Genomic DNA, 13086 nt, shown 5'->3' on the forward strand with positions numbered 1-13086 from the left:
ACGGCTACATCATTAACAACGTGCGTGCTGGACACGCCAGCATCTCTTTCTTTGGGTACATCAGTCCGTGATAAGAGGTGCATCATAAATGAACACCCCGTGCTGTGCAATTTTTATACAACACTCAGGACTGCTTAAATTTGAACAACGGTAACAGGTAGCGTTGCGCCTCTTCCGTGATAATGTCGAAATATTCTGGCTCCAGCGTTCGCCATAAACGTTGATACCAGACATCGTCGCCCTCGCCACGTACCATCATGTTCCCTTCGTAGGCCTGCAAAAACTTGCTGCGCGCTTTCTGGAGCGAAGCCTCATCCGTTAACATGGCATCATTCTGCGCGTCGTAACAGGCTTTTATCCATGCCCCCCCACTTTCAGGCAGCAAAAGCAGAGGCTTGTTCATGCCCTGACGATAACCTTCTATATAAAGCGACAGAAACGTCAACGCCTGCTCAGGCTCCATCGGCGGGAAGCGCCACTCGCCGTCCTTACGTACAAACAACCGGCTTTCGCCTTCGTGACCACTCGCACTGTAGACAAGATGTTCGAGCCAGAGTTGCAGGCCATGTGAAACGCTGAGCATAGATGGGCGCCAGCGTAGCAGTCCGTCAGACTGCACGTGCGTGAGCCAGCCGCTGAGGTGCATACCGTTACAATCGAGATCAATTTCAATGCTGCTCGCCGGTTGCCGACACGCGATAACCCGGTCAGCAAGCGCTTGCATCTCCTCACACTGGGCATCCCAGACGATTTCGCCGAACGCACCATACGGCAGTAATCCCGACGCCCTGTAACGTCGGAACAGTTTACTGGCGTCTTCTTCGTCAACCAGCGCATTCAAAAGCTGGGAATTAAGCTTAAAACGCTCCAGTCCATCAAGAATAAACGGTTCCGCATCAGGGATTTCGCTCTCTTCCGAGCGGAAGTTCACCTGCAAGCGTTGCTGGAAAAAAGCCCGAACCGGATGGGCCCAAAAGCGCTGCAGCTGCTCAAACGTAAGGGTGTCTATGGCGCGCGGTTCGAGCGCCTGAATGAAATCGGTTTGCGGTGTGCCCGCGTTCTTCGCAGCGGGAAGCCACTCGCGGGCGTAGCTTTGCAGTTCATCAGGAACGTAATTGACAGGATCAAACGGCATACGGCTATGGTGACAGGTAATATGCGCTTTCACCCGACGTTCGCTTTCGTCGCAGTTACAGGCCTCATCGCCCGGCAGATAGTGACTCTGCCCGATGTAGTCCACCAGCTCCTGCACCAGCACGGACGGGAAACGCTCGCTGTTGTCCTGAATTGAACGGCCGATATAGCTGATATAAAGCCTGCTTTGCGCAGACATCAGCGCCTCAAGGAAGAGATAACGGTCATCATCGCGGCGGCTGCGGTCGCCCCGCTTCGGCTGTGCGCTCATGAGATCAAAGCCCAGGGGTGGCAGCGCACGTGGATAAATACCGTCGTTCATGCCAAGCAGACAGACTACTTTGAACGGGATTGAACGCATCGGCATCAGGGTGCAGATATTCACCGGCCCAGCAAGGAAGCGCTGGCTGATGCGCTCCTGATCGAGACGTTGCGTCAGCTCATCACGCAGAAGCGAAAGGGGTACCGCCTCGTGATAGTGCGAATTAACCCCCTCATCAACGATGGCCTGCCACTGCTTCTCGATAAGCGCCATGGCGGCTTCCGTTTCGCTGTCCGGCAGGAAGAAGTCATTTAGCATTTCGCGGCAAATCGGCAGCCACTCTTCGAGTGGACGGGGCTGCATCAATGCACGGCGCCAGCGGTTGAGCTGCATCAGCAGCGAGGCTAAGTGACCAACCAGTTCCGCAATTAACCCACTGGACTCATCGTACGGCAGCACGTCATTCCATTCGCCGTGGATGCTCTCCATCGCATACCCCAGCAGCATACGCGTCAGGCCAAACTGCCAGGTATGCTGGCCAGTCGCGGGCAGCTCAAACTCCTGGACGTTATCATCGTCGATTCCCCAGCGGACGCCGGATTCGTTGACCCACTGGCGCAGGTAGCGCAAGCCCTCTTCGTTAATGCTGAAGCGTGCGGCCAGAACAGGCACATCCAGTAATGCCAGCACATCCTCAGAGATAAACCGGCTATCAGGCAGCGAAAGCAGGCTGATAAAGGCCTGTAGCGCCGGGTGTGACTGACGAGCACGGCGGTCAGAGATCGCGTAGGGAAGATAGCGGTCGCCCGTTGCGCTGCCAAATACAGCCTGAATAAACGGGCTGTAGCTGTCGATATCCGCCACCATCACCACGATATCGCGGGGTGTCAGGGTTGGGTCGTCCTGCAACATGGCCAACAGGCGGTCATGAAGAATTTCAACTTCACGCTGTGGGCTGTGGCAAACGTGGATCGCGATACTGCGATCGTCAGGATCCAGTTTTCGCTTCTTATCGCTTCGCGCAAACTCCTCGGCAGTGATCCCGGCCACGGCACGGTTTTCTAAATCCAGAATATCAAGCTGAATATTGTGCAGCAGGCTGTCCGGCGTAATATCCGCAAACGCGTCCACGTCCCCCTCTCCCGAGGAGGTGATATCTGAAAGTAGATAAATATAGTCGCGCCCCAGCTTGCCCCACGAGGCAAGTAGCGGGTTCGGCAGGTTCTGAATCCCCTCTTCATCGAAAAGCTGCGCAGCGTTTTCAGTGTCTTTAAACAGCGGCACGGCGCGTTCCTCAAAGAGGCGTTTACGCTGGCGGGTGACCAGCCGTGAAAGCCAGCGCGGATCCTGAATATCTCCCCAATAGTGCCGACATGGGTTGGTAAAGAGGATATGGATATCAATGTGCTTACCGAGCGCTTTTAGCGCGTTCAGGTAGACAGGCGGCAGCGCGGAGATACCGCAAATGAACACGCGTGACGGCAAACGGGCTGGCCGTTCTGCGGTGTTCTCAAGTGTTGAGATAAAGCGATCGTACAAGTTAGCACGGTGCCATTTAGGCTGACCGAGCTGCCCGGTATGCTCGACCAGCGCTTTCCAGAGCGGCGCCTGCCAGATTTGCGCTTCCGGTAACCCATCGACTAATTCTCCCGCTTCCCAGCGAATCAGCCATTCTGCGCGGTAAACCAGATACTGGTCATAGAGGTCAGCAGTGCGTGAGGCCAGCTGAAAAAGTTTGCGCTTGTCGGTGTCGTCATTCAGATAGTGGCGCAGTATGGCGAACTCATCATGCGCCAGCATGTCCGGCAGCAGCGTCATCAGTTTCCAGGCCATGCTTTGTTTGTTGAAGGCACTCTGCTCAGGAATATCCGGCAGGACGCGTACAAACATCTCCCAGATAAAGCTCGCGGGCAGCGGAAAATCGATATTCGCCGCAATGCCAAACTTCTGCGAAAGGGACATTTGTAGCCACTGCGCCATACCGGTGCTCTGCACCAGCACCATTTCTGGCTCAAACGGATCGTCAAGACGCTCTTGCTCAACGATATACTCCATCAGTGCTTCCAGCACATCCAGACGATTTGAGTGGTAAACCCTTAGCATAAACGCTCCCGACTAGCGGCTAACCGGGCAATGCAGACGCGTCAACGCGCCCTGCCGCCCCAGAGGAGAAATAAGTGTGACCGTGATGCTGACACATCCGGACTGTGTTGTCTGCCCCCGACTGACCTGCCAGCCCGGCGGGAGCGTTAATGTTGAGATCTGCGACTGATTCCACGCATGATGCCATAGCTGACGATACTGGCTAAGCGCCGCATACCGGGCTGCCAGCGCGCGATGATATCCGGATAACGCCGTCACAACTACAACCAGCAACATCATTGCCAGCAAAACCTCAACCATGCTAAATCCTTTTTGTCTGCTCAGGGTAACTGACATAGCGCACTTTCCTTAAGGGGGCAGAAGTCGCTCCAGCCGTGGGCAGAAAAGCGTATTTGTCCTTCCGCGATATCCCCGCCTCGCCATAGCAACAGATCGTCATTTCCGGCAATAAGCAAAACACGCTCCCCAAACAGCCTTACACAGACCCTCAGACCTTGTGTCAGTTTGCACTGAACCTCTGGCCGTAAAGCCCAGTCCTGAACGCGTCCCCACTCCAGTGCAGATTGCAAGGCAGCCTGCTGGCGAACAGACAAACTCTCGCCATTCACCAACGTACTAAAGGTTTGCAACTGCTGGTTTAATCCGGTGAGGATCAGCGTGCCGAGCACCAGCAATAGCAGGACCAGCGCCAGCGATGACATGCCCCGCTGACGATTCACAGATTAAACCCCGTTACGGTGTGGCGAGCCGAAAAGGGTGCAGTCAGTTCACCTTTGCGGCGGGCACGCAGCTCGATACTGATGACCGGCGCAAAGCCAGCACGATCGGTTTTAGTGACCATAAACTGCTCTATCAGGACCCGATCCGGGTCAGTGAGCTTATCCCTTCCCTTACCTTCACAGGATGTCGCGCCCCGCAGCGTTTCGAGCGTTCCGGACTCAAGCCGGAATCCCGTGCTGTCATTTTCTGACGCGGTGCTATCCCACTGGCCGTTGCTGTTTGCATCCCATTGCACAATTGCACATCGCCCTTGCCTGCCGATAATTAACCCTTGCCCCTGACAATGCCCTGCACAGTATCCTGCTCGCTGGAGCTGTTTACCCATCGCAAGCAGGCGTTGCCACACCTCATCTTCCAGCTCCCGTTGCCCGGATTGCAGTAAAACACCCCGCTGTAGCCCCGGTAAAAAACGTGACGTGCTGAGTAACAGAATACTGCTTATCGTCATCGCAATCAGGACCTCCAGCAGGGAAAACCCTTTTTGTTTTACTGGCATAGACTTTCTCCTGCGGCATTACACAGCCTGATACGTCCGCCATTTGAGACAATAACCCACCACGCACCGGCGCGGCTCTGCACGCGAATATGTCCGGCCCATGCGTTATCCCTTAAGCCGTAAAATCCCAGCGCAGGCGTTACGTCGCTCAGCGTGACCTCCGGCCATAACGGTTTCATCACGAACGGGTCGCCGCTGTCGCAGCCCGGGACCACAGCGCTGACAAGGCAGGCCTGATTCCCGTCAGCGTGAAGCGCGATCCTGTGCTCGCTGTTGTGACGATTTGCGTCGTTTCGTAAGAACGCCAGGTAATCCCGCACCTGACAGGCTGTCTGCCAGAGCCGCTGCCGCTGTTGCCAGCTGTCCCAGCCATAAAGACCCGTCGCGCTGAGGATCACAACCAGCGAGATGGCGAAAAGGGTTTCGATAAGCGTAAAGCCATGTTCGTTTTTCATGGCGGAAGTGTGGCGGAATGGCAGAAAAGGCGCGAGCGTTAAACCAGAACATTACGAGCCGCTTTCCGGAGATTTTCACCCGTTGCAACGCGTTACATCGTCTCTGGAAACAGGCTCGAAGAACAAAACGAGCGCGAAAAAAAACCGGCGCTAAAGAGCACCGGTTGTGTCAGGATTCGCCGTATCAGATGGCGACAGGGGCTTTGATGCCAGGATGCGGGTCGTAGCCTTCAATCTCGAAGTCATCAAAACGGTAATCGAAGATCGAGTCCGGTTTGCGTTTGATCACAAGCTTCGGCAATGCACGCGGTTCGCGCGTCAGCTGGAGATGCGTCTGTTCCATATGATTGCTGTAGAGGTGGGTATCACCGCCCGTCCAGACAAAATCGCCCACTTCAAGATCGCACTGCTGCGCCATCATGTGCACTAACAGCGCGTAGCTGGCGATGTTAAACGGCAGGCCGAGGAACACGTCGCAGGAGCGTTGATACAGCTGGCAGGAGAGTTTGCCGTCCGCCACGTAGAACTGGAAAAACGCGTGGCAAGGCGCCAGCGCCATTTTATCCAGTTCACCCACGTTCCAGGCAGAAACAATGATACGGCGCGAGTCCGGGTCATTTTTCAGCTGGTTCATGACGGTCGTGATCTGGTCGATATGGCGGCCGTCCGGGGTAGGCCACGCGCGCCATTGCTTGCCGTAAACCGGCCCCAGGTCGCCGTTCTCATCTGCCCACTCGTCCCAGATGGAGACATTGTTTTCATGCAGATAAGCAACGTTGGTATCGCCTTGCAGGAACCAGAGCAGTTCATGAATGATCGAGCGCAGATGGCAGCGCTTCGTCGTCACCAGAGGGAAGCCTTCTTGCAGATTGAAGCGCATCTGGTGGCCAAAAATGGAGAGCGTACCGGTGCCGGTGCGGTCGTTTTTCGGCGTGCCCTCGTCGAGCACTTTTTTCATCAATTCAAGATACTGTTTCATGATTCCTCAGGAAAGTTGTTGCTGTGGACGACGACGATACGCCCAAATCATCATAATGGCACCCGCGACAATCATCGGAATGGAGAGGATCTGCCCCATGCTGATGTACTGTACCCACTCGCCGGTAAACTGTGCATCCGGCTGGCGGAAGAACTCGACGATGATACGAAACGCGCCGTAGCCAATCAGGAACAGACCAGAGACTGCCCCCATTGGGCGCGGTTTGCGGATATAGAGATTCAGGATGATAAACAGCACCACACCTTCCAGCGCCAGCTCATAAAGCTGAGACATATGACGCGGCAGAACGCCGTAGGTATCGAAAATGGACTGCCACTCAGGATGCGAAGGCAGCAGCGCGATATCCTCTGCGCGGGAGCCCGGGAACAGCATGGTAAACGGCACGCTCGGATCGACACGCCCCCAGAGTTCACCGTTGATGAAGTTGCCCAGACGCCCTGCACCCAGCCCAAACGGGATTAATGGCGCAATAAAATCAGCCACCTGGAAGAAGTTACGTTTGGTGCGTTTGGCGAAGATCACCATCACGAGGATCACACCAATCAGTCCGCCGTGGAAGGACATGCCGCCGTCCCAGACGCGGAACAGATAGAGCGGGTCGTTCAGGAATACCGGGAAGTTGTAGAACAGGACATAGCCGATGCGCCCGCCCAGGAATACGCCAAGAAAGCCAGCATAAAGCAGGTTTTCCACTTCGTTCTTCGTCCAGCCGCTGCCCGGACGACTGGCGCGACGACCAGCAAGCCACATGGCAAAGACGAAGCCCACCAGGTACATCAGTCCGTACCAGTGAAGCGCTACAGGTCCTATTGAGAAAATAACCGGATCGAATTCCGGAAAATGCAGATAACCACTGTTCATCTGTCACCACAAGATGTTGTTATTCCGCTGAAAGTGGACAGCGGCTGAATTGCATTCCCGCCGTTGGCAGGTGCTCCAAAGTTGCGAATCATAGCATAAGGCAGGCGCGGAGGATGCGCCTGAGATGTAAAAGATGTGTATAGGGTTTTATGCGCGCTGTTCCCCCTCACCCCATTCCTCTTACTCAAGGGAGAGGGGGTCGTCCGAGCAGTCATTATTTTGTGGGGGATCAGCGGCCGCCGCGGATCAAACCGCCCATGCCGCGTCGCTCCATAAACGCCGCCACCTGATGGCGCACTTCGGCTGCCAGCTGTGCTTCCAGGCTACGCGCGGCCAGCTCATGCGCCTCATCTTGTTCGATGTGACGTAACAGGTATTTCACACGCGCAACGGAACGTCCGTTCATTGACAGGTGACGGAAACCGAGGCCAATCAGGATCGCCACGCACATCGGATCGCCGGCCATTTCACCGCACAGGCGCAGGTCGATATTATGCTGCTCGGCTTCGCGGGCGATCATCGCCAGGGCACGAAGCATCGCCGGATGCAGGCTGTCGTAGATACTGGCCACGCGGGTATTGTTGCGATCGACCGCCAGAATGTATTGCGTTAAGTCGTTGGTGCCAACGGAGATAAAATCAACGCGGGTCGCCAGCTGCGGCAACATAAAGACCATCGAAGGCACTTCCAGCATCACGCCAATACGGGGTTTAGGGATCGCGTAGCCGATCATCTCTTCCACTTCGCGCCCTGCACGTTCAATCAACCGCCGCGCTTCGTCGATCTCGTCAATACTGGTGACCATCGGCAGCAAAATGCTGAGATTCCCCGTGGCCGCGTTGGCACGCAGCATCGCACGAACCTGGATAAGGAAAATTTCCGGCTGATCGAGGGTAATGCGGATCCCACGCCAGCCGAGGCAGGGATTCTCTTCACTGATGGGCATATAGGGCAGTTGCTTATCCGCGCCGACGTCGAGGGTGCGCAACGTGACGGGTTTGTCGTTAAACATCTGCAACATGCCCTGATACTGCGCAACCTGCTCCTCTTCTGACGGGAAGCCGCTTTGCAGCATGAACGGTATTTCGGTGCGGTAGAGACCAATGCCATCGATGCGGCTGCCGAGCTTCTCTTCATGCTCGGGGCTTAATCCCGCGTTGAGCATCACCTTTACCCGCTCACCGCTCTTGAGCTGCGCGGGCAGGTTGACATCATCTTCCGCCAGCTTGCTTAATTCATTCTCTTCGCTGATAAGACGCTGGTACTCCTGAAGGAGAACAGGCTCAGGATCCACCAGCAACTCACCGCGATATCCGTCCACCACCAGCGTGCGGCGATGCAGTACGGAGGGCTGAATATCCGCCCCCATCACGGTCGGAATACCGAGCGCACGCACCATAATGGCGGCATGAGAGTTAGCTGCGCCATCGCGCACCACCACGCCCGCCAGCCTGTCCTGCGGTAATTCCGCCAACGTCGTCGCCGAGAGTTCATCGGCCACCAGCACAAACCGGTTCGGCCAGGCATTCGCCCCCTGAATAGTATCATCGAGGTGGAACAGCAGACGTTGCCCAAGCGCGCGTAAATCGCCGGCGCGCTCTTTCAGATAGCCGTCAGTCAGTACCGCAAACTGCTCGGCAAATTTTTCAATGACCTTTTTAACCGCCCACTCTGCCACCGACCCCTTATCGACCTCGGCAAATAACTCACGACGCAAACGCGCATCGGAAAGCAGGTGTGAGTAGAGATCGAAAATGGCCGCCGTCTCTTTTTGCGCGCCAGCGGCAAAGCGTTTGCTGTAGCGACGAAACTCATTCGCCGCCTCTTCCAGCGCAGCGGTGAGCCGTTCGCGCTCAAGCGCCTCATCCAGCGTAGAGGCTTCGTAGACCTGCTCCATCAGCGGGAGCGTGGCATCCATCCAGCCTTCGGCAATAGCGACCCCCGGCGAGGCCGGAAGCGCGCGAATACGCGTATGACGATACTGACCAAAAAGAGCTGTCAGTTGGGACTGAGAGAGGATCGCCGCCATCTGCGTTGCCAGCGTGACGAGGAAGGACTCCTCGCTTTCATCGTACTGGCGCAGCTCGCGCTGCTGAACAACAAGCACGCCAAGCAGCTGGCGGCGCTGAATAATCGGTACGCCAAGAAACGCGCGGAAACGCTCTTCTTTGACGGAAGGGATATATTTGAAGCTGGGGTGTTTTTGCGCATCGGCAAGGTTGATTGGCTCCGCCAGTCGCCCGACCAGGCCAACAATACCTTCATCAAACGCGAGCGTGACGGTACGTCCCCGTGGTTTTTTTAATCCGCGGGTTGCCATAAGGTAGTAGCAACGTCGGTCATGGTCGGCCAGGTAGACCGAACAGACCTCGGTTTCCATCGCAAGACAGATGTCCGTCACCAGAATATTCAGCGCCTCGTTGAGGCGAGGCGCACTGGCGACCTTTTCAACTATTTCTCGCAAGCGGGTGAGCATGATTTGCGTAGCTTAACCTCTTTTACGTCGCCAGGCAGGTGCGCTCTGTGGCTTCGGAGTCGTCTCCTGAAGCTGCATCACGACACTTGCGAACTCTTTCATCACCCTACGGTATACATCGCGCTTGAATGACACGACCTGACGAACCGGATACCAGTAGCTTACCCAGCGCCAGCCATCAAACTCTGGCGTGCTGCTGGTTTGCATATTGATATCTGAATCGTTGCCCACCAACTGCAAAAGAAACCACTTCTGTTTCTGGCCGATACAAACCGGCTTTGTGTCCCAACGCACCAAACGTTTCGGTAACTTGTAACGCAACCAGTTGCGGGTCGAAGCCAGGATGCGAACATCTTTTCGGCTTAAACCAACCTCTTCAAACAGCTCCCGGTACATCGCTTGTTCTGGGGACTCTCCAGGATTGATCCCGCCTTGCGGGAACTGCCAGGAGTGCTGACCATATCGCCGGGCCCACATCACCTGGCCCTGACGATTACAAATTACTATTCCTACGTTTGGGCGGTAGCCATCGTCATCAATCACCGGACTACCCCAAACTAAATCTGATATATGAATGATTGTTTCACACTACAGGGAGGCGGTAAACCACTCTCTTACAGGCCTGCAACCTAATAACATTTGAATAACTCACAATTTTGTGAGGAGTTATAAACAGATGAGGGCGACTGAGACCATTTTTATTCACCTTTTCTGTGGATATAGTTGTGAAGAAGTATGGAATTACCGATGAACAACCTTGTGGCCCGGCGAATCGGCAATTTTCATCACTTAAAATAAATTATTTAAATTCATCTAGTTAAACGTAAATTTAGGGTATCAAAGGCGATTAACGTGACGATCGTCACATCAAAGATCTTCCTGGTGATGAAAGATCGAACAGCGTCGGTTTTATCCACAGATTGTGCCAATAAGTTAGGCACAATTTGTGTGAAAATTCGATTTTCATCGCACGTCAAGGCTGTAAATTGAAACAGTAGTGGCGGTTATTCGCAGTTATCCCATTTTTCTGTGGATAACATGGTGTAAGATCCTGTTTATTGTCAGTGACCAGAATTGCACAACCTGTTTTTTAGCCATGGCGCGACGGGATACATTCCTAAAAAACATAATATAAATCATCCACATGGAATATATACTCAGAAAAAAGTAAACTCTATCCACAAGGGATAAAATATCAGTTCATTTTTTAACCAAAAGGTTGTCAGCATGCATTCTCTCGCCCCACTGCTCTCTCCTCCCGTCAGTGAAGCCCAGTTACTCCAGCAGGCACAACGTTTGGCAGGCTATGCACTGGGCGAGCTGGCCGTGATGGCGGGGTTGACGATACCCAACGATCTGAAGCGCGATAAAGGCTGGATCGGCGTGTTGCTTGAACGTTGGCTGGGCGCAAGCGCGGGCAGTAAACCCGAGCAAGATTTTGCGGCGCTGGGGGTGGAACTGAAGACGATCCCCATTGATAGCCTGGGGCGGCCACTGGAAACTACCTTTGTCTGCGTTGCGCCGCTAACGGGTAATAGCGGAGTGACATGGGAAACCAGCCACGTCAGGCATAAGCTGAAGCGGGTGTTGTGGGTACCCGTTGAGGGTGACAGGCAGATCCCGCTGGCAGAGCGTCGCGTTGGCGCCCCGCTGCTCTGGAGCCCGGATGAAGAAGAAGAAAGACAGCTTTCCCAGGACTGGGAAGAGCTGATGGACATGATTGTGCTGGGACAGGTTGAGCAGATCACCGCCCGGCATGGCGAAGTGCTGCAACTCCGTCCCAAAGCCGCCAACAGCAAAGCGCTCACTGAAGCGGTAGGTGCACAGGGCGAACCGATCCTGACGCTGCCGCGCGGCTTCTATCTTAAAAAGAATTTCACCGGTGCACTGCTGGCACGACACTTCCTGTTGAAAACATAGTTTTTTAACAATTTTGCGCTCCGGCTAACATAATCTCCTCCTTTTTAAGATTTCCCCCCTTTCACCTGTCGTAATATCAGGTTATTACTACACTATGATTTGATACGAGCCAGGTGAGGATGAGAACGATGAAAAAATGGGCAGTAATTATCTCAGCAGTCGGTTTAGCGTTTGCGGTATCGGGTTGTAGCAGCGACTATGTCATGTCAACGAAAGATGGTCGTATGATCCTGACCGATGGCAAACCCGAAGTCGACGACGATACCGGTCTGGTGAGTTACCGCGATCGCGAAGGCAATCAAATGCAAATTAATCGCGACGAAATCTCCCAGATCATCGAGCGTTAAACAGATAAAGGTCAGTAGCTTGCTGGCCTTTTTGATTTTTTCCTTCCCCTTTTGCCTTCCCTCTGCCATGTTTATATTCCTTTGTCGGGAGGTTCCTGACGCGGTCTGTATGTCTAAAAAAGGAAACCGGCTATGCATTATCACCGTATCCCCCATAGCGCTCTGGAGATCAGCCAGCTGGGGTTAGGCACCATGACATTTGGTGAACAAAACAGCGAAGCCGATGCCCATGCACAACTCGATTACGCCGTCAGCCAGGGCATTAACCTGATTGACGTGGCGGAGATGTACCCAGTTCCTCCCCGCCCGGAAACTCAAGGTCTTACCGAAACGTATGTCGGCAACTGGCTGGCGAAACGCGGCAATCGCGAAAAGCTGGTCATCGCTTCTAAGGTTAGCGGCCCTTCCCGTAATAACGATGCCGGGATCCGCCCTAACCAGATCCTCGATCGCAAGAATATCCGTGCTGCGCTGGATGCCAGCCTCAAGCGCCTGCAAACCGACTATCTCGATCTTTATCAGGTGCACTGGCCGCAGCGTCCGACGAACTGCTTCGGTAAGCTTGGCTACACCTGGAACGAGAGTGCTCCGGCCGTCACCCTGCTGGAAACACTGGAGGCGCTTACGGAATGCCAGCGCGCGGGTAAGATCCGCTACATCGGCGTTTCCAACGAGACGGCGTTTGGCGTAATGCGCTATCTGCATCTGGCCGATAAACACGACCTGCCGCGGATCGTGACCATCCAGAACCCGTACAGCCTGCTGAACCGCAGTTATGAAGTGGGTCTCGCGGAAGTGATGCAGTACGAAGAGGTGGAGCTGCTCGCCTACTCTTGCCTGGGCTTCGGAACCCTGACGGGCAAATACCTGAACGGCGCGAAACCGGCTGGTGCGCGTAACACGCTTTTCAGCCGCTTCACCCGCTATAGCGGCGAGCAGACACAAAAAGCCGTGGCGGCCTATGTGGATATCGCGAAGCGTCACGGACTCGATCCGGCGCAGATGGCGCTGGCCTTCGTGCGTCGTCAGCCGTTTGTGGCGAGTACCCTGCTCGGCGCAACGACAATGGATCAGTTAAAAACCAATATTGAGAGTTTCCACCTGAACCTGAGTGAAGAGGTCTTAGCGGAGATTGAAGCGGTGCATCAGGTTTATACCTACCCGGCACCTTAAGTTGACGATTTGCCCGGTGGCGGCGTTGCCTTACCGGGCCTACAAAATCCGCCAACATCACGAAACGTAGGCCGGGTCA

General features: G+C 54.7%; 12 protein-coding genes. 3 read left to right on the forward strand and 9 right to left on the reverse strand.

Annotated elements, in window-relative coordinates; translation table 11 throughout:
* Positions 1-124 precede the first annotated feature (124 nt).
* From recC to rppH, 9 genes are all read right to left on the reverse strand, one after another.
* Entirely contained in the window at positions 125-3499 is a 3375-nt protein-coding gene (recC, locus tag IPZ49_RS00415) for an exodeoxyribonuclease V subunit gamma (RefSeq protein ID WP_063146483.1), read from the reverse strand.
* Positions 3500-3511: 12 nt separating this feature from the next.
* The gene (locus IPZ49_RS00420; protein ID WP_023298509.1) at positions 3512-3835 is read right to left on the reverse strand and encodes a prepilin-type N-terminal cleavage/methylation domain-containing protein; all 324 of its coding nucleotides are present in this window, start codon (positions 3833-3835) and stop codon (positions 3512-3514) included.
* A complete protein-coding gene (locus IPZ49_RS00425) occupies positions 3820-4218 on the reverse strand; it encodes a DUF2509 family protein (RefSeq protein ID WP_063146484.1) in 399 nt (132 codons plus the stop codon). Before IPZ49_RS00425 ends, IPZ49_RS00420 begins: the two co-directional genes overlap by 16 nt.
* The gene (locus tag IPZ49_RS00430; RefSeq protein ID WP_063146485.1) at positions 4215-4775 is read right to left on the reverse strand and encodes a prepilin peptidase-dependent protein; all 561 of its coding nucleotides are present in this window, start codon (positions 4773-4775) and stop codon (positions 4215-4217) included. The genes IPZ49_RS00425 and IPZ49_RS00430 overlap by 4 nt, the downstream gene beginning before the upstream one ends.
* Positions 4766-5230 carry a prepilin peptidase-dependent protein gene (locus IPZ49_RS00435; RefSeq protein WP_063146486.1) on the reverse strand — a complete coding sequence of 155 codons (465 nt, stop codon included), beginning with the start codon at positions 5228-5230 and terminating at the stop codon, positions 4766-4768. The genes IPZ49_RS00430 and IPZ49_RS00435 overlap by 10 nt, the downstream gene beginning before the upstream one ends.
* Positions 5231-5414: 184 nt before the next feature.
* Positions 5415-6209 carry a thymidylate synthase gene (gene thyA / locus IPZ49_RS00440; protein WP_006811817.1) on the reverse strand — a complete coding sequence of 265 codons (795 nt, stop codon included), beginning with the start codon at positions 6207-6209 and terminating at the stop codon, positions 5415-5417.
* A 6-nt stretch (positions 6210-6215) separates the two neighbouring features.
* Positions 6216-7091 carry a prolipoprotein diacylglyceryl transferase gene (lgt, locus tag IPZ49_RS00445; protein WP_022649236.1) on the reverse strand — a complete coding sequence of 292 codons (876 nt, stop codon included), beginning with the start codon at positions 7089-7091 and terminating at the stop codon, positions 6216-6218.
* Positions 7092-7320: 229 nt separating this feature from the next.
* A complete protein-coding gene (gene ptsP, locus IPZ49_RS00450; RefSeq protein ID WP_023306854.1) occupies positions 7321-9567 on the reverse strand; it encodes a phosphoenolpyruvate--protein phosphotransferase in 2247 nt (748 codons plus the stop codon).
* Between the two features lie 12 nt (positions 9568-9579).
* Positions 9580-10110, reverse strand: a complete 531-nt coding sequence (gene rppH, locus IPZ49_RS00455) for an RNA pyrophosphohydrolase (RefSeq protein ID WP_032622373.1) — start codon at positions 10108-10110, stop codon at positions 9580-9582.
* A gap of 684 nt (positions 10111-10794) precedes the next feature.
* Here rppH and mutH point away from each other — a divergent pair.
* The 3 genes from mutH to IPZ49_RS00470 all read left to right on the forward strand — a co-directional run bounded on the left by mutH (position 10795) and on the right by IPZ49_RS00470 (position 13007).
* Positions 10795-11487: a DNA mismatch repair endonuclease MutH gene (gene mutH, locus IPZ49_RS00460; protein WP_022649239.1), complete on the forward strand. Its 693-nt coding sequence runs from the start codon at positions 10795-10797 to the stop codon at positions 11485-11487.
* A 128-nt stretch (positions 11488-11615) separates the two neighbouring features.
* Positions 11616-11834, forward strand: coding sequence for a YgdI/YgdR family lipoprotein (locus IPZ49_RS00465; RefSeq protein ID WP_063146487.1), 219 nt, complete (start codon positions 11616-11618; stop codon positions 11832-11834).
* 132 nt (positions 11835-11966) lie between these two features.
* Positions 11967-13007 carry an NADP(H)-dependent aldo-keto reductase gene (locus tag IPZ49_RS00470; protein ID WP_063929116.1) on the forward strand — a complete coding sequence of 347 codons (1041 nt, stop codon included), beginning with the start codon at positions 11967-11969 and terminating at the stop codon, positions 13005-13007.
* Positions 13008-13086 lie beyond the last annotated feature (79 nt).

This window comes from Enterobacter cloacae complex sp. S2, assembly GCF_015159675.1.
Lineage (GTDB): Bacteria > Pseudomonadota > Gammaproteobacteria > Enterobacterales > Enterobacteriaceae > Enterobacter > Enterobacter intestinihominis.